This window comes from Rhodobacter maritimus (assembly GCF_058747975.1).
The window spans coordinates 1-15,982 of record NZ_JBZXDX010000002.1 but is presented as its reverse complement, the minus strand read 5'-3'; the positions used below and the strand labels follow the sequence as shown (position 1 = coordinate 15,982).

The following is a 15,982-nucleotide window of genomic DNA, read 5'->3' as shown; positions in this document are numbered from 1 at the left end:
GCGTCATTGGGCTGGCTCTGGTCCTTTCGTCGGCCGGGGCGGGGTCCGTGGTCGCGCAAGCGGCTTATAACGCCGAGGCCACCCGGCTGGAGCTGACATTCGAGCGCTTGATGTCGTCTCTGGGCATTAAAACCCGGCAGATTGGCACGACCGGCAACCAGATCGGCGTCACGGCCATGAAGTCGAACGAGGCTCAAGCCTCGGCCATTGCCACCGTGGGCGTTCGGCTTCGGACTGTGAACGGGACGAATGATTATGCCCTTGGTCGAGACCAGAACAACACGGCCTGTTCCGTTACGACGATGCGTTCGATGGCGCGGGGAGCCGACGCCAAGGTGGATGCGCTGATGAGTGCAGCAAACCAGATCGAGGAAGATTGGGTCAGTTCCAACCGCTCGGCCGAGGAGGCGATGATCGAGCTGACCAATCAACGCCAGAACTATTACTGCCCCGAAGAGGAATTCGCGGCAGGTCTTTGCGGCCAGCTCGCCGGTGTCAATTACAACACGGGCGTCGGGGCAGGGGACACAAACGCTTCGGTGTTCATGGATGGAAATGCGCGGGGTGCGGAGGAGATCGCCGTCAGCATGGATTTCATTGATCGCGTTGCGCCGCTTCCAACCATCCCCGAGCGCAAGGATCTGGAAACCGCTGTGTCGCGCGTGATCGCGGTTCGAGAGTCCGCGAGCATTTCTATGGCCCGGATGCTCTTGGCCGGTAGCGTATTTGAGGGGGTGGAATGATGGCTGGACTTCGCAAGTATCTTCTAGGGCTGGCGGTTGCAATCTCTTTGCCGAGCAGCGCTTTCGCCATCACCTGCGCCGGGGTCGAGGCAAGGGTCAATGCTCGGACCTCCGAGCTTGAGTTGAGCGTGTTGGCCCTGATCCAGACACAGCAGGCAGCTCTTGTTGCTGCGGAACTGTCTCAACGAGCGCGGATCCTGTCGGCGCTGGGCGTGTTGAACCGGCAGCAAGCATACACCGGAAATCAGGACGCGACAGTGCGGACCAAGGCTGAGGAGGCTTCCGCCTCGGCAATCGTTGCGGCTCAGACGCGAATGGAAGTTCTCGATCGAACTGAGAGGTTCGGCGATGTCGGCTATAATGCTTGCGCTATTGCGGATCAGGCGAAGACGCTGACCGAGGCGATGGCCTCGCAACGGTCTGCAACGCTTTCGATCATGGATCGCGTGATCAACAAGCCCGGTGTCAGCGTCGATGGTGACGCGACCGAGCAGTGGTATAGCGCAGTCTCGGGCGGCGATTTCGCCGGGGCGCACGGGATCTTCTCTGGCGATCTCGATGCTGCGGCGGAATACATCAATTGGGTCATGGGCCCTCCACCCACGACTGTGACGACAGGGAACTCGATCGAGGACCAGAACTTCCGTCTGGCGCGGTTGCAGGGAGACTCGCTTCGTTCTGTTTCCCTCTACCTCTTGTCGTCGGCGGCTGCGAGCGCGGCCGATGGTGGGGTGAACGATGCGTTGGATGATCTGAGTGAGAACTGGATCGGTGCTGACGGCGGTATGGAGTGGTCGGCGAAAATGGCCGCGTCGCCCCTTCGGGCCGTCTTGCTGGACATGGCCCGAACAGAAGCCGCCAACCTGACGGCGCAGATCATCGCACTCCAAAAGAAGCGTGATCTTGAACTCGGCATGGCGACTTACTCGTTGGCTCGCACGGAAGCCTATGTTTCCGCGCTCAGCTCCAGTGAGACCTTGGTGGAGGCACGGCAATGAAACTCACGAAATTCCCCCTCCGCGCCGCCACCGCCGCGCTCTTCTTTTTCGTCCCAGCGGTAGCACATGCAGGCGGGACGTTCTGCGCTGTCGCAGATCCTGTTTGGCGAGCGGGTCACGCAAGCACTCAGACGGCGTTGCGGGCAGCGGTCGATCAGATGTCGGCGACGGTGGCTCGTGAGAACGAAGTCACGGCTTCACAGATCGTCTCCGCGATTCGTGTGCTGACATCTCAGCGAGCGCATACCGACAGTCAGATCGCAACAGCGGACATGAAGGCCACCGAAGCCTCAACTTCCGCGATCACGGCGAACATGACCCGGATGGCGGTCGTTCGCGCGGAAGAGACCTACGGCACGATGGGACAAGCTCCTGATGCTTGTGAGGTTGCTGAACGGCTGGCATCCCTGAACGAAACCATGAGTGGGCAGCAAGCTGTTGCGCGAGACCTTCTCACTTCGCCCCGGATCGATGCTCGTTCCGGTGGGGTCGTCGATCTCGACGACTCAATGCGTCGTCGTCTTGACACAGCAAGCCCCCAGACAGTGAACGTGGCGCTTTCTCTGCTTGATCCTAGCGCATCGGAGGAAACGGTTGCTGCGTTCATCAACAACCTGACGGGTCTGCCGCTTCGGAAGGTCGCGATCGAGGATGGCGGTGTTGCCGCCGGAGCGGGCCGGATCGAGGACTACCACCAGAACCTGATCGCGCAGCGCGTCGAGGCGTTTCGCAGCCCCGCGATCTACTCTCTGGGCATTATCAGAGGAGCGCATGAAGAGGCAGACCATGCGGCTCTTGGTGGAGCGCATGGCGGGACGCTGGATGAGCAGTTGCAATGGCTGATCGACCGCTATGGCGGTGGGGATGACTATCTTGAATGGTCAGCGGAACTCGCAACGAAATCCGAGGTCGGGATCGTCAAAGAGATTGCCCGGTTGCGGTCCATCCAGATGGCGGTTTCGCGTATGAACTCTGACGCTGACAGCCGGATCACCACGATGCTTGCAACCCTTATCGCGCAGGAAGCAGATGGAAATTGACCTTTCCAAATACCGGATCCGCAGGGGCGAGATCGAGGATCATCCGGCAACGCCGGATGCCTCTGTCGTTCTTGGGCGCGACGAAGGTGAAAACTGGATAGTGGACCCAAGCTCGCTGGGGCTGGGCCTCAAGGCGATGATCGGTTTCGTGTGCGAGGAGGTCGGGACCGTCGAGAAAATGACTGCGCCCGCGTTCGTAGGAGGTTTGCGAGCGGTCGGCTTGGAGGTGCCTGACATCCAGAAGGTTCGGACGGTGGATCGCGCTATCAGCGATGATGAGAGCGGTGACGCAGTGGAGGGCTTCGAGTGACAGATTTGAGCGGTGGCGGTGAATTTCAGGAAACTGTTGAGAACATCCATAGCGCCAGCATGGAAGGTGCGAAGGTCATTTTGGTGGAGACGGACCTGAAGACGCTTTTGAAGCGGTCCAACTTGCTGCCGATCCGGGACTTCCGGCGCATGATCATTGATGTCGAGGACGCCACCGGCAACATCAATGTCGGCGGCGCATGGCTGTTTTCGGAGCGCTTGATCGGTGCGATCGGCGATGACTACGAGCAAGAGCTTATTCTGGTCGCGGGCGGTCAGTATCGGCAGGAGAGCCAGAAGGTTCGGCCCGTCATTCAGGTTTGTGCCGCTCTGTCGGTCAACGACTTCGCTGTGCGCAAGGCCGTCAAGTTCGATGGTGACGGGACGGTGGTTCATGGAGCCGAGCTGAAGGAGAAAGAGCTTTGTTCCTGTCTCTCGGCCCTGAGCAGCGCGGTTATCAACCCGGCGGTCTACAGCAAGCAGACGGTGGAAAGGAGAGCGGGATGAACAGGTGGTTTGATCTTGGTGCGGCTGGGGCGAAGCTGGATCGCATCGTTGATACGAGTGGTCTGGCTCACCTGAAGCTGACTTTCGCCAAGGGCTTTGAGGCAGGTGAGCGGTCGTCTGCGATCAGCCGAGCTGGCTGGGTTGTCGGAGATGATGGGAAATCGCTCCAGAACTTCGCAACTTTCCGGGATCTGTCTGAGATCGGCACCGCCTTGCAGGCTGTGTTTGGAGAAGAAGTCGTCGCATCAGCGATTGTCGCGCGTGAGAAGCTGCGGCAGGGGGAGGTTCTTCAAGGTGTGGATCGGCCCTTGCAGGTTGAGTTGTCCTATGTGGCGACAGGCGTTCAGAGAATGGCCGATCATGCGCAGGATCGGGTCTTCGCCCAGATCGAGGCCGCACGAGAGCGGATGAAGCAGAAGAACCTTGGAACGCTTGGCCCCACAAACGGCCGCTTCGAGGAGCTTGTTGACACGGTGAGTGATCTGACGGGCTCTCGACCGAGTCGTGTGGCGGTCCAGCTCCTCCATATCCGTCACGATGCCGAGATGATGAAGATCATCGAAGCGGCGGCAAGTGGAGCGGATGCACCTACAGCCAAGAGCGATCTGCGGGAACTTCTTTCGAGCCTCGACGACAGTGAAGAAACTCTCAAGGCGATGGAAGATAACCTTCGTGCGATCTATGGCGACGTGCCGCAGATCGAGGAGCTGTTGATCGGGGAATACATCACCGAGCGCCGCTTCGATGCGTCGGTGGTCGTTGACTATGACCGCGTTCGTAGCGATCTCTCCGAGGATATCACCGCAGGTGTTCGAGATTCTGTGCGTGGCTACAAGTTCGAGATATCGCCGGACACGACAACGATTGTAGGGAGGGAGATGCAGGCTCGGCTTGAGCAAACCCTCGATTACATCGGTGAGACGTTCGGCGTGGCCGCGAGCGACATTCTCACGGAAAAGACGAGGTTCCGGGTGGTCCAGAAGGCCGGTCTCACAGAAATCGGCGAGCGTGGCGGGTATTCCGCGACCACTTCGGTGCGAGATGCTGAGGGTGATGTCGAGTTTCAGGCCGGTGCCATCGTTTTCCGCCCTGACCAGATCTCGGTCGCGCTTCACGAAATTGGTCACGGCCTCGATGCAAACCTTGGAGATGACGAGAGCAAGTATGAGGCTATTCTCGGTGAGACCGGCCTTCGAGAAGCCTATTCCGCAGTCGTCGGCGAGGAGCAGCTTCGGGACTACATGAGCGCCGAGTTCAAGCAATATCTTCTGAGCGATGAGGAGATGTTTGCGCGGTATTTCGAGAACGCCATGAGGCAACGGTGCTTTGATCAGAATGGCGATCTGGATGCGATCGGGGGGACGGTGATCTCAGGCTATCGCACCAATCACGCCCCACTCGAACGCGACAAACTAGAGCTGTTTATCGATGCGGTGCGCGATTACGGCCGCTCGATCGGGGTGTTTCCCGAAGTGAAAGAAGAGCGCGTCCGCTCGGCACAGCCCACCGGGCTTGGGGTTGGTATTTGAACAAGCCCTGATGGGGTGAAGAGGTAAATTACATGCGGTTCCTTCTAGCGCTCGCTATGCTGATCTTCTGCTCGACCGCCGTGGTCGCGCAGGATCTTCCGGATACGACCAGCGAGCTTTTCGAGTTGTCCGAACTCGACTATTCTGTGGGGGCGCTGGAGCGCATCTTTGGCGGGATCGTTGCCTATGTCGTCGAAGGAGACGAGGCGGCAGCTGAAACGGGGTCTTTGATTTCCTCGGCAGTAGCCATTCTGAACATCGTTGTATTGGGTATCGCTACGATTGTCGGGCTCTATAGCGTTCTGGCACTGACAGCAGACACAGCGTCGGATGGAACAGCACTCGGTCGGTCTACCGACACCAAATACACCTTTCTCCGAGCGGGCATTGCCGCGGTGTTTCTCTTGCCGGTCAAGGGTGGATTTACCGTAATTCAGCTGATCGCGATTTATCTGATGGTCTGGGGGGCTGGGCTGGCCGACACGACATGGAAATTTATTGCGGAGAAAACACTTTCTGCGGAGAGCTATGTAGGTCCGCCGAACATCAACAATGATGAAGGTTGGCAAATGCGCGGGAAGATCGCCGATGCGACTTTCGCTTTGGTGAATGGAGAGCTATGCGCACTGCATCTGCGGCGTCTGTCCTCGTCCTATGGGGTGAATGGCGGTGCAACCTTGATGAGCGACGAGTTCACGCGGGATGCAGTCGGGCAGTTTGCTTTGGGTTCTACCCGAAAGTATCTGGAGCTGTATTACCAGTCTGAGGCTGGAAGCCGTAATGCACGAGATCTCTGTGGGAATGTTCGCTACAGTGTCTCATATTCAAACACGACTTTCGACAACGGCCTAAATCCCGATGAGCTTGATGACTTGCAAGAAAAGCTCTCGCTGATAGCAAGTGAAAACATTTATACAACGACGCGATCGGCGCTCGTGAACATCGTCGTTCCTCGCTCCAGAAGACTGGCGAATTGCATCTACTCTGGCCTCGACAGCCCTGTGTGTTCACTGACCGGAGCGGATGCAAAATCAGGTGTCCGAGACGACATTCTTGTCCAGAATGAGTTGAAAGCGATAGCCGAGGAAGCAACCAGCGCCATTTTTTCATCGCGCGTTGCGGATACAACTTTCGATGATGCCGAGATGACAGAGATCCGCGATGGCTTGATAGGGTCCGTGACCAAGAACGGCTGGATGACGGCAGCGCTTTGGCAGCGGGGTCTGAGCAATATTTTCACTCAGTTGAGAGACATCAGAAATAGCCTCGACGTTGAAGTGAACACCGACAACCGGATCGACAATATTTTCGGGACTGGCGTCTTCTCGGCTATTTTCTCGCAAAACAGTGTAAGCAGGGCGTCTTTCGAACCCGTCGAACGAGATTTCGAATATCTTGGGACGTTTAGCTCGTATATCGCTAAGCTGCATCTTCCTGACCCTAATGGCGGCAGCAGTTCGTTGGGGCAGGGCGCTGGAGACGATATTTCCGGTCAATACATGAACAAGATTTATGTCTGGTTGTTGTCGTGGTTCAAGCCCGATGGCGGCGAGGCGACCTTTCAGGATCCGTTCATTGGATTTGCTGAGGTTGGCTCTACGATGAATGCCTTTGGAGCAGGTATCTACGCATCGGCAGGCGCGGCACAAGCGGTAGCAGACGGCGCTGGGGATACGTTCGTCGCAAAGGCCACTGGAGGCAGTGTGGCAACGAGTGTAGCCTCGTTTGCTCTGGAGCCCGTAAAGCGACTGGGGTCATACTTGTTTGCTATCGGAATCATCTTCATGATCCTGATCCCGACGATCCCCATGCTCTACTACTTGTCGGCATCCGTGACGTGGTTGCTCTTGTGCATTGAATCAATGTTTGCGCTGCCGTTGGCTGTTCTTCTCTGGTTCGCCCCTGCCCGCGAGCCTTCATTGATTGGGCCGTGGCACAAAGTTGTCCTGACGATGTTTGGGCTATTGCTTCGACCGTTTTTTGCCGTGGTTGGTCTGATTGTTTGTGTCATAATCTTGTGGATTGGGAACGAGCTTCTGTCTTTGATGTTTGGCGGAATGCTCAGCGTCATGAGCCCCGGTGGTTCAGGCGTAGTGTTGGTTCTGGGCTTGTTGGGCGTCTATGCCATGTCGCTGGTCTTTCTGGCGATGCACGCTTCCTCAATGATCATCACGCTGGGAGATTCCGCGATGGGGTGGATCGGGGTGCAAATGTCGCCGATTGCTCGTGACGGGCTTGGTGGTGAGATGGCTCAGTCGGGTAAGGGGCAAGCCCTTGGGAATGCTCCTTCTGGCGGCATGATCGGTGCCGTGCGGACTGATGCGTTGGCCAATGTCGGTCGCGCAGGCGGGCAGAAGGCCATTGGTGCCGGAAACAATATTAAAGGCTTGCTGTCGAAGGGCTGATTATGGCGCGATCATCACGGACGAACTATCAGGGCATAACCCGCTCTCAGGAAGTTAAAATTAAATCCCGCCGCGTTGATACGCGCGGGTTCTGGGATCACGTTTATGATAACGCTGACACGCCGGGTGGAACGCTGATTAACTTCGGTGTGATCCTTCTTATTTGCGCAATAGGGGTGTGGGTGCCTTTTATTCCCGAGTTGTGTTTTATTGCCTCGCTGGTTGTCCTGCTTCGCTATTATCGTTACAAGAAGCGGTTCTGGTCGGCGCCGTTCAGAGTGCCGGCCTATCTCAAGTATAAGACCAAGCGCAGCTATCTCGATGAGACCACGGGCAAGCCGGGGTCCGGCGATGTCTATATGGGGTATTGCCTTGAAACCAAGAGAGAGGTTTGGGCGAGCCTTGATGACGTGCGGACACACAGGCTCACCGTGGGGACCACGGGGTCGGGTAAGACGGAAGAGTTTCTGGCCGAAATCTTCAATGCGCTGATCCATGATTCAGGGGTCATGTTCGTTGACGGCAAGGGCGAGAAGAAAGGATCTCTGGCTGGCACGTTGAAGCTCGCCCGCCTGTTCTGGAGAGACGAAGATGTCTACCAACTGAACTATGTTATGGGCGGCGAAGACGCGCAGCTCTTCCGCAACGAAAAGCGGTCGAACACGTTCAACCCTCTTCAGAATATGGGTTCCAGCGCGATGACGGAGATCCTGATTTCGCTGCTGTCAGATTCGAGCGGTGGCGACTCGATGTGGCAGGACCGGGCGATTTCGCTCTTGCAGGGGCTGATCCCGCCGCTGAACTATCTCTCGAAGAAGGGCTATATTCTGTTCAATGCCGAGGCGTTGGCCCGGTTCTTCCCCCTTCATTGCGTTGAGGACTTGTTCTGCCATCAGGCGTTCATCGACCATGATGGAAACCGCATCAATTTGTCGGTGGACAGACCCGAGGAGGCAGCGTTTCTCAAGCGGGAATATCTGGGAGCTTTGCAGACCTATCTGGAGAACCTTCCGGGCTGGTCGAAAGGTCCGGACAGGCCGTTCATTGGCCGAGAAGAAGACGGCAAGAAACCGAAGGCTCCAGAGCAGGAACAGGACCAAAGTCGGGCCAAGGCCCTTGAGCAGCACGGGTATCTCACGATGCAGGTCGTCAAGCCAATTGTCGATCTCAGCTTCAACTATGGCCACATCTACAACGTGCCTGTCGGCGAAATCGACTTCAAGGATATTGCGCAAAACAGGCGCATATTGGTTTCCCTACTGCCCGCGCTTGAGCGGTCAACCGCGAACATGCAGCCGCTGGGGAAGATGACGGTGGCTGCGGTCAAGAACGTCCTCGCGACGGGGCTTGCTGGACCCGTGGCCGGTTCGTGGAGACAGGTCATGAGTTCGCAGGAAGTGGCAAGGGGGCCTGTGCCATTCTTCATGCTTTGCGATGAATATGGCTACTACGTTGTCGAAGGCTTTGCCGTGGCTCCTGCGCAAGCGCGATCTTTGGGATATTCCATCACCTTCGGCGTTCAGGACATCGACAGCCTCATGAAGTCGAACCAGAACGAGGGCGCAGCCACGATCGAAAACACGAATATTGCGATGGTGGGCCGCATGACCGGCGGCAAGGATAGCACTACCTTCCAAGTTGCGACTGGTCGGGCTGGTGAAGCCTATGTGCAGGAGATCGAGGATCTGAACCACGAGATGCTTGGCACTGGTCAAATGGTTCTCCGCAGCGACAAAAGCCGGATGATGGTGCGAAGCCGCTTGGATTATCAGGATATGGCCGCTCAGAAAGATGGTGATTTTCACATGATCATCGGGACGCCGGTTTTCACGCGCAAGGGTGTGGAACAGGAAGTGCGGGTGGTGCGGATGAAGTGCTTCTATACCGGCACGGTTCCGCAGCCGGACGCGGCGCGGCCGCTCGATCTTGCATTTGTCACACCGCTCTCTGTCATGGACAAGGGGAAGATCGCGGCCGAAGTGAAGCTCCAGAAGCTCTTCCAGTCTGGAAATGACATTGGGATGGCAGCGGCGCGGCTCATGGAGCGCAAAACGGCCGGATCGCATCTGAAAGCATCTATTGATGATGAGGGACGCGGGGCGGTTCAAGAGATCATGGAGTATCTCGCGTCGATGCTGCGCCGCAAGGACCGTTCGTTCAAGAGCCTGAGTGAAGGAGCAGCGGTGTCGCTGATGCTCGGTTACTATTCACTTGTGGCAGGTGTTCAAAAGGCAAAGGTGTATGAACATCGCCGGTCGTTGGTGAAAAAGATGGTCGTCGATCACACGAGCCAAGGCTTCTACCGGAGGAGCCTCATCCGCGTGGTGGATGGTGTTCGCCGCGATTATCGACCGATAGACCGGAGGCGCATCCAGTCCGGAGAGCAGGTTGCCGAGGCAGTAGATGCAGGCGTTCAGTCGGCATCGAGCAATATCGTTCGTCGGAAACGACAGGAAAAAATAGCGGTATCAGCTGAGTGATGCGCATTTGCGTGGAGCGGGATAAATGCTGACAGGGCTTGAAAAAATTGGTGTTTGACCCTATATGTGGGTTGACAAGGAACAATCTGGCTTCGGAAAGGAGGGGGTCATGGGTCTGTTGAAAATCGCAACGCTCGCAAAGGACGTTATGCTCGCCGGAGCAAAGGGCTTCTGGGAAACGCCGGTTGATACCACGAATTTTGTTCCGTTGGGTCATGGAGCCAAACGAGATCTGAGTGGCGACGGGAAGTTGATCTCTCGTGCGCTGGGTGGAGACTCTAGCGTTATGCTGGAGCGGCCCGACATTTGGGCGGCCTACGGGAAGACAGCCGCGAAGTTGTGAGTTCGTCTAGGTTGAGAGAGGAAAGGCCAGCGGGAGCTGGCCTTTTTCATTTGTTCGAATGAGGCTGAAACTCTCCACACCACCCATCAGCTTCCACCTGCGGTCGGATGCTCTTAACATTCTTTTCCGCAGTTCCGTCGAAGCCAACCTCCCGGATTGGATAAGGCGGGTATCGATGGCAGTAGTAAGTTCTTCCCCCAATAAGACCCTTGAGATAGCGCGAGAAGCGGCACTGTTCGCAGCGTTCGTTTGGCATTATAGAGTCCCATTATTCTTTGGCCGACATCTCATATTTCAGCCAATCGAGCCACGGCGCACGGGGTTCGAACACACGACTAAAAGTTAATTGCCACACCCTGTAGCGGAAAACGAGGGCGTTGCCGAACAGCAGAACAGCGATGAGGGTTGCGCCTATCATCGTGAATAGGTTTCCGGCGAGCACGAGGTAAAGCAGGCCAAAGGTGAATGCTCCAAGCGCAGCGAACAGAAATCTGCGCTCTCCAAGGCGGAGAGAGGCGATCTTTTCCGCCACGTTGTCGAGTTCAAAGGAGATGTTCTGAGTGTAGCCGCAGTTGTCGCACACAAGGAGCGGCGTTGCGATGCTCCCCCCATCATGCTCCACGGCGTCCCTGACGGTGAGGTGTCCACTTTCACAGTTTGGACAAGAAGCCCGCTTTCGGCGAAGAGCAGCGCGGGCGAAGCTAATCGATGAGCCAATGCCGGTGTTTTTGCGTTGCCACGGCATCGTAGGCAGGGCTTTACGAATGCGGCTTCGGCCCTTCTTTTTTGGTTCTTCTGTGTCGTTCATCAGATCAGTCCTTCGCTAATGCTTAGATCGTGCGGGTCGAGGTCGGCGGGAAGTGCGCCACCTTCGACCATCGACATAAGGATGTCCCCGATCCCGCCACGTTCATCAAAGTCGTCAGCGTCGATCGAAACGGTGTCGGTCTCCCCGTTCAGAGACGTGGATATGGTGAGGCGAGATGAAGACAGGCGGATGCTGTAATGGTGCGGCTCCTGGGCGATCTCAAGCTCGCAGCTCCATTGGCCGCCGTTTGAAAGTTCGGCATGGAGCCGATCGACATGCTCGATCAGATATTCGGGCAAAGCCTCGCGTTCCGAAGGGTGGATGCGGAACTCATCTTTGTAAGGTCTTGTGGACATGGTTCGGCCTTTCGTTTATCTAAATACATATTATAATCTGCGCCGTCATGCCAGATTTATCAGAGAAGACGCTTGCTGGTGGAGGTCGGGTTCATATGAAGCAAATTGGCGCAATTCTATCACTCATCGCGGTCGTTGCTGCGGGCTCGGCGGAAGCCGAGACGAAGGAGACCATTGATCTCGATCACGTTGCCCCGGCCGAGCTGCTGATCGTCGATGGAGATGTTCGCACCATCCACTACTGGAGCGTCCAAAATGGGCTGTGGTTGGAACTGTTCCGGTCGAACACAGAGATCGAGGGTATAGCCGACGATCCGCAGTCGGCTCTGAGCCAGATCAAGAGTGGTGGGCGTTACTGGCAATGGCGAAACGACGCTTATGTGCCTCTGGTCGCGGAACAAGCCGTGATAGCGGGGGAACTCGATGACAGCCTCTTCGAGAAGGCGGCTGCGTTCCTCGGGGAATTTGATGAAGTTCCCGACAACAGCCCCGCCAACATGAAGGTGGCGATCGAGATCGGCGGTGAGCCGAGTATTGCCGCACTTCTTGGCGGAACGGTGTTCTGTTCGATGGGCGGAACGAACTGCCCGATCATCATCTTCAAAGACGGCGAACCCCAAAGCGCGGTCTATGTCACGATCAGCCAGCCGTGGGGCATGTCGCGCGGAGTGAACCAGAACGGATACCCCTACATCGAGTCGCAGCTCGATCACTCTTTGCTTCTTATCGATACCGAGACTGGTGAGGAGAACGAGCTTCCGGGAATTGCCCCTAAGCAGTCGGACCCACAGCCTCAGAGACCGAAGGATCTGCCCCAATGAAAAGGATAACGAGCCTATCTGTTCTGTTCGCCTTCGTCGCTAGTGTCGCATACGCGATCACTGGTGGTTTCGATTACGAGAAGTTTCGGATCGCGGTGATGGGAAAGGAGAGCGGACGCGATTACTCGGTCATGAACTTCATCACAGGCAGCGCTGCCGGTGCCTACCAGTTCATCCCCAGCACCTTGGCGGACCTTGGGTATACCTATTCGACGAATGGCTCATGGAACTGGAACTCGGTTGGATTTACCAGCAAGAGTCAGGCGATGGGCGTCTCGTCCCTCGATGACTTTCGCTTCACGCAGGCGGGGCATCGCCTTCAAGATCAAGCCTTCGACGAGTTCACTGATCGCAACTGGAGGGCTTTGTCTGGCACGGCAAAGTCGTCGATCGGCAAAGTTGTGAACGGCGTGGTTGTTACTGAAGGCGGGCTTTTGTCCGCCGCGCATTTTCTTGGCGCGGGCGGAATGAATAATTTCGCAGCCAATGGGTTTGATGGGAGCAACCTCAATAATTTGAGCGCTATCCTTCGCCAGAACGGGTTTGCCGATGTCGCTCGTCTTAATCGCTATGTGATGCAGCGTATCGCGAGCGGCGCGGCCGCGCATGGTGGTGTGGCAGGGGCATCTGGGTATGGTGGAACCGCGCCGGGGACATCCCCCTATACGGCTGACGGGATTGCCAGCGCAGGCGGTGGTGGGACCACTGTGACGGGTGTCTGCATGTCTCATCCATTGATGAGTTCAAGCGGCGCGGCTGTCACTTCGCCCTATGGAATGGATCGGACAGGTAGAGCATCGGCGGGATACCATCAGGGCTTGGATCTGGTGAACAATGTCGGGATGGGCGACCCGATCTTCGCGGGGGTGTCCGGAAAAGTGATCGTGGCGGGAGCCGGGTCGGGAGGAAACCGCGTTGTTGTCGAAACATCGGACGGTTCCCAGCGGTTCGTTTTCATGCACCTCGCGAGCATTCACCGCGACGTGCGAGTTCCGGGCGCAACCGTGCAGCCGGACACGCAGATCGGGACTATGGGCAACAGCGGCACCGCCGCTGTGCATCTTCACGTCTCTGCACTTATGAGCGGCGACAAGCTCCAGTCCGCAGGGGTGTCTTCCCGTGTTTGGCCTTCTGCATCTGGATGGGGAGGAACAAAGTCACAGCAGCCCTTGAGCGCGGACCAAATTTCAGCAGCGGCACCGGATTCATTCTATTTCGTGAACCCAGAACCCTTCCTGCCGGAGAGGGTTCCGTTTCGCCCGAACCTTCTGACGGCATACGCGGATCAGGGGTTGGTGCGTCCCGATGGGCTTACTCTTCCGAACAACTGTGCCGTCGAAGGAAGCGCCAATCGGCTTTCCTCGTCGGGTGGTGGCGTGAGCATGAGCGAGCTTGGCGGAGACGCCATCAACCACATGGGCGATATCGGTTACGCGGCAGATATGGCGATGGCCGAACTGCGCGATGCTTTCGTGGATTTGACGAAGATCAGCGCAGACGGATTTGCGAACTCTCTACAGGAAACGCGGGCGGTCGATCGGCCGGTCGCGGCACTCGGAATGTTGATTGCGGAGGCAAATGAACAATGAAGCAGTATTCGATTAAGACATATCTGGCTGGGCTTGCTCTTTTGAGCGCAAGCGCGATGCCCGCAGCGGCAGAGACATGCGAGCATCAATGCCAGATCGATCTGGTCAAACAAGCGCAGTCGGTGGTCATGTATCACACGCGCGGTATCGTCTCGGAAGACATGGCAGACGCCTTGATGAGCGCCGTGCGCCGTAAAGTGCGCGTCGAGGTCTTCGTCGGTCGGCCCGACGAGACTTATGCCAACCTGAAATCATTCATGGACGGGTTCTTCCTGACGTGGAATGCGACGGCATCGGACAGCGACACCACTTTGCTCGGGATGGGGGCCTGCATTCTTGGCAACACGCATGCGGATGCGTTCTTGGTGACGGATCCCTTCCAGTGGAAATCGGCGGAGCATCCCGCGCTGGTGGACAGCGGGGAGTTGACCCGAGATCTCGCGAAAGTCGCCGAGTATGCCAATATCGTGGACACTGAGGAGTTCGTGCAATGCAAGTTGGACAACTGAGATCGGCCGCGCTGATCGCGGTTCTTACCCCTTGTCTTGCACTGACAGCGCCCCTCGCGGCGACAGCTCAGACGGTTGAGCCGCCTGCGGTTGGGGTGCAGGATTACATCCCACCGGAAAACCTCGATCCGAACCTCATGGCGATCCAAATCAAGCGGCTGGAGGATCGAGTCCTTGCGTTGGAGCAAACCAATGAACGGCTTGTCGAGCGGGTTCGGGTTCTGACTGAAAACTACAATGCTCTCGTCCAGTATCTAAAGGGCGAAGGCGGCGAGCAGAGCCAGTAGGGAGGCGCTGAATGGATGTCCCTACGTTAGACGAAGCGCTGATCAGGCTTACTCAGGTCTTGCCCTTCGGGATTGAGTTCATTCTGGCCCTGATGGCGCTCGGCGGCATCATCTTGGTCGGCATCGGACTTGTCAGCATCTACAATCACGTTTCTGATCGCGGTCGCGGCCAAACCTATGGCCGCAATTTTACCCCTTGGTCCGGACTTGGACAGATCCTTCTCGGAGGTGCTTTAACGGTGCCTCTTGTGATCATGTGGGATGTGGCTGGCACATTCGTTGCCGGAGGCGCGGCAACCTACAACATCCTCAGTTATCTTCCTCCCGATGGCTCAAAGCCTTGGTGCGAGCAGATCACGAGCGGCGTGGTGCTGTTCTTCATGCTTCTGGGTCTCATTGCGATCGGCTGGTCGGCCTACATCGCTAACGAGAGAATTGTGGTCGGTCATCAGCAAGGATCTACCGCGAAGGCAATCACCTTCTTCTTTGGTGGTCTCGCCTGCTTCTTCGTGGTCGATATTGCCTCGGTCGTCTCGGAAACTATCGGACTTGATATCGGCTTCGAGCAAGTCTGCGCCATCATCGGGTCTTGATCATGCGGGTGTATCTGATCTTTCTGGTAGCCTTTGTCTTGTTTGCGGCCGCTGCGCAGGCGCAGAGCTTCGAGGAGCGGCAGGCGGCGGGTTTGGTGGAGGATATGGCCTCCGATGTATTCACCGCCGTGCGGGGCGGCTCAGAAGGGCAGAGAGCGAGTAGGCTGGTTCCGGTCATTCAGAGATATGTCGAGATCGATGCTGTCGCACAGGATGTTCTGGGTCCAATCTGGAACGAGCTGACACCTTCTCAACGGAGTGATTTCGCGCGCATCTATGTTGGGATGATCGCAGGGCAGTATGCGGTTGTGCTCGATGGGCGTGGCGGTGGCCGATTCCAGCTGAAGGACACCTTCAAGCTCGCTGGGGGGCAGGTCAGGGTGAGGGGCAACGTGACCGTTGCCGGGGAGACTGTTCCTGTCGGATTCATCGTTGGCTCAGGGTTCCAACCGGGTGTTCGAAACATCATTCTGAATGATGTGGCGTTGGTCGAGCAGGACCGGCAGATGTTTGCAGCGACTTGGGAAGCGGCAGGTGGTGACTATTCATCATTCGCAGAAGCGCTTCGAGACGGCTTTCAATAAAGGAACGGACAAAGCGCTATGAAGCGGGATATGGACCTTATTCGAGTGATCCTGATGGACATCGAAGCCAATGAAAATATG

Annotated in this window: 17 protein-coding genes; 15 read left to right on the top strand and 2 right to left on the bottom strand. The window is 57.0% G+C overall.

Going from position 1 to position 15,982, the window contains the following annotated elements; genetic code table 11:
• Window positions 1-47: 47 nt before the first annotated feature.
• The 9 genes from AC4PTO_RS17565 (at window position 48) to AC4PTO_RS17525 (ending at window position 10,354) form a co-directional block, all read left to right on the top strand.
• Window positions 48-743, top strand: a complete 696-nt coding sequence (locus tag AC4PTO_RS17565) for a hypothetical protein (RefSeq protein WP_492733787.1) — start codon at window positions 48-50, stop codon at window positions 741-743.
• Complete coding sequence (locus tag AC4PTO_RS17560) at window positions 740-1,741, top strand: hypothetical protein (protein WP_492733785.1); 1,002 nt, start codon at window positions 740-742, stop codon at window positions 1,739-1,741. The genes AC4PTO_RS17565 and AC4PTO_RS17560 overlap by 4 nt, the downstream gene beginning before the upstream one ends.
• Entirely contained in the window at window positions 1,738-2,781 is a 1,044-nt protein-coding gene (locus AC4PTO_RS17555) for a hypothetical protein (RefSeq protein WP_492733783.1), read from the top strand. Before AC4PTO_RS17560 ends, AC4PTO_RS17555 begins: the two co-directional genes overlap by 4 nt.
• Window positions 2,771-3,091 (top strand): hypothetical protein, encoded by a 321-nt coding sequence (locus tag AC4PTO_RS17550; protein WP_492733780.1) that lies wholly within the window; start codon window positions 2,771-2,773, stop codon window positions 3,089-3,091. Before AC4PTO_RS17555 ends, AC4PTO_RS17550 begins: the two co-directional genes overlap by 11 nt.
• Window positions 3,088-3,597, top strand: coding sequence for a hypothetical protein (locus tag AC4PTO_RS17545; protein ID WP_492733778.1), 510 nt, complete (start codon window positions 3,088-3,090; stop codon window positions 3,595-3,597). The genes AC4PTO_RS17550 and AC4PTO_RS17545 overlap by 4 nt, the downstream gene beginning before the upstream one ends.
• The gene (locus AC4PTO_RS17540; RefSeq protein ID WP_492733775.1) at window positions 3,594-5,126 is read left to right on the top strand and encodes a hypothetical protein; all 1,533 of its coding nucleotides are present in this window, start codon (window positions 3,594-3,596) and stop codon (window positions 5,124-5,126) included. The genes AC4PTO_RS17545 and AC4PTO_RS17540 overlap by 4 nt, the downstream gene beginning before the upstream one ends.
• A 32-nt stretch (window positions 5,127-5,158) precedes the next feature.
• The gene (locus AC4PTO_RS17535; RefSeq protein WP_492733773.1) at window positions 5,159-7,531 is read left to right on the top strand and encodes a DotA/TraY family protein; all 2,373 of its coding nucleotides are present in this window, start codon (window positions 5,159-5,161) and stop codon (window positions 7,529-7,531) included.
• A gap of 2 nt (window positions 7,532-7,533) precedes the next feature.
• Window positions 7,534-10,011, top strand: a complete 2,478-nt coding sequence (locus AC4PTO_RS17530) for a type IV secretory system conjugative DNA transfer family protein (RefSeq protein WP_492733770.1) — start codon at window positions 7,534-7,536, stop codon at window positions 10,009-10,011.
• Between the two features lie 109 nt (window positions 10,012-10,120).
• Entirely contained in the window at window positions 10,121-10,354 is a 234-nt protein-coding gene (locus AC4PTO_RS17525; RefSeq protein WP_492733769.1) for a hypothetical protein, read from the top strand.
• Between the two features lie 268 nt (window positions 10,355-10,622).
• Here AC4PTO_RS17525 and AC4PTO_RS17520 read toward each other — a convergent pair whose 3' ends face one another.
• Both AC4PTO_RS17520 and AC4PTO_RS17515 read right to left on the bottom strand, forming a co-directional pair.
• The gene (locus tag AC4PTO_RS17520) at window positions 10,623-11,162 is read right to left on the bottom strand and encodes a hypothetical protein (RefSeq protein ID WP_492733767.1); all 540 of its coding nucleotides are present in this window, start codon (window positions 11,160-11,162) and stop codon (window positions 10,623-10,625) included.
• Entirely contained in the window at window positions 11,162-11,518 is a 357-nt protein-coding gene (locus tag AC4PTO_RS17515; protein WP_492733765.1) for a hypothetical protein, read from the bottom strand. The genes AC4PTO_RS17520 and AC4PTO_RS17515 overlap by 1 nt, the downstream gene beginning before the upstream one ends.
• A gap of 95 nt (window positions 11,519-11,613) precedes the next feature.
• Between AC4PTO_RS17515 and AC4PTO_RS17510 the strand changes: the two genes are divergently transcribed.
• From AC4PTO_RS17510 to AC4PTO_RS17485, 6 genes are read left to right on the top strand one after another with little or no spacing between them, the layout of a single operon-like run.
• Complete coding sequence (locus AC4PTO_RS17510; RefSeq protein WP_492733763.1) at window positions 11,614-12,339, top strand: hypothetical protein; 726 nt, start codon at window positions 11,614-11,616, stop codon at window positions 12,337-12,339.
• Window positions 12,336-13,928, top strand: a complete 1,593-nt coding sequence (locus AC4PTO_RS17505) for a M23 family metallopeptidase (protein WP_492733761.1) — start codon at window positions 12,336-12,338, stop codon at window positions 13,926-13,928. The genes AC4PTO_RS17510 and AC4PTO_RS17505 overlap by 4 nt, the downstream gene beginning before the upstream one ends.
• The gene (locus AC4PTO_RS17500; protein ID WP_492733759.1) at window positions 13,925-14,437 is read left to right on the top strand and encodes a hypothetical protein; all 513 of its coding nucleotides are present in this window, start codon (window positions 13,925-13,927) and stop codon (window positions 14,435-14,437) included. The genes AC4PTO_RS17505 and AC4PTO_RS17500 overlap by 4 nt, the downstream gene beginning before the upstream one ends.
• Complete coding sequence (locus tag AC4PTO_RS17495; RefSeq protein ID WP_492733757.1) at window positions 14,419-14,724, top strand: hypothetical protein; 306 nt, start codon at window positions 14,419-14,421, stop codon at window positions 14,722-14,724. Before AC4PTO_RS17500 ends, AC4PTO_RS17495 begins: the two co-directional genes overlap by 19 nt.
• A gap of 11 nt (window positions 14,725-14,735) precedes the next feature.
• A complete protein-coding gene (locus AC4PTO_RS17490; RefSeq protein ID WP_492733755.1) occupies window positions 14,736-15,317 on the top strand; it encodes a hypothetical protein in 582 nt (193 codons plus the stop codon).
• 2 nt (window positions 15,318-15,319) lie between these two features.
• On the top strand, window positions 15,320-15,901 hold the full coding sequence (locus tag AC4PTO_RS17485; RefSeq protein WP_492733753.1) for an ABC transporter substrate-binding protein: 582 nt from the start codon (window positions 15,320-15,322) through the stop codon (window positions 15,899-15,901).
• The last annotated feature ends 81 nt before the right edge of the window (window positions 15,902-15,982 follow it).

Coding starts and splice junctions, on each gene's coding strand:
- AC4PTO_RS17535 (WP_492733773.1), top strand. CDS start 5,159: ATGCGGTTCCTTCTAGCGCTCGCTATGCTGATCTTCTGCTCGACCGCC.
- AC4PTO_RS17510 (WP_492733763.1), top strand. CDS start 11,614: ATGAAGCAAATTGGCGCAATTCTATCACTCATCGCGGTCGTTGCTGCG.
- AC4PTO_RS17490 (WP_492733755.1), top strand. CDS start 14,736: ATGGATGTCCCTACGTTAGACGAAGCGCTGATCAGGCTTACTCAGGTC.
- AC4PTO_RS17550 (WP_492733780.1), top strand. CDS start 2,771: ATGGAAATTGACCTTTCCAAATACCGGATCCGCAGGGGCGAGATCGAG.
- AC4PTO_RS17485 (WP_492733753.1), top strand. CDS start 15,320: ATGCGGGTGTATCTGATCTTTCTGGTAGCCTTTGTCTTGTTTGCGGCC.
- AC4PTO_RS17525 (WP_492733769.1), top strand. CDS start 10,121: ATGGGTCTGTTGAAAATCGCAACGCTCGCAAAGGACGTTATGCTCGCC.
- AC4PTO_RS17495 (WP_492733757.1), top strand. CDS start 14,419: ATGCAAGTTGGACAACTGAGATCGGCCGCGCTGATCGCGGTTCTTACC.
- AC4PTO_RS17540 (WP_492733775.1), top strand. CDS start 3,594: ATGAACAGGTGGTTTGATCTTGGTGCGGCTGGGGCGAAGCTGGATCGC.
- AC4PTO_RS17505 (WP_492733761.1), top strand. CDS start 12,336: ATGAAAAGGATAACGAGCCTATCTGTTCTGTTCGCCTTCGTCGCTAGT.
- AC4PTO_RS17500 (WP_492733759.1), top strand. CDS start 13,925: ATGAAGCAGTATTCGATTAAGACATATCTGGCTGGGCTTGCTCTTTTG.
- AC4PTO_RS17560 (WP_492733785.1), top strand. CDS start 740: ATGATGGCTGGACTTCGCAAGTATCTTCTAGGGCTGGCGGTTGCAATC.
- AC4PTO_RS17530 (WP_492733770.1), top strand. CDS start 7,534: ATGGCGCGATCATCACGGACGAACTATCAGGGCATAACCCGCTCTCAG.
- AC4PTO_RS17515 (WP_492733765.1), bottom strand. CDS start 11,518: ATGTCCACAAGACCTTACAAAGATGAGTTCCGCATCCACCCTTCGGAA.
- AC4PTO_RS17520 (WP_492733767.1), bottom strand. CDS start 11,162: ATGAACGACACAGAAGAACCAAAAAAGAAGGGCCGAAGCCGCATTCGT.
- AC4PTO_RS17555 (WP_492733783.1), top strand. CDS start 1,738: ATGAAACTCACGAAATTCCCCCTCCGCGCCGCCACCGCCGCGCTCTTC.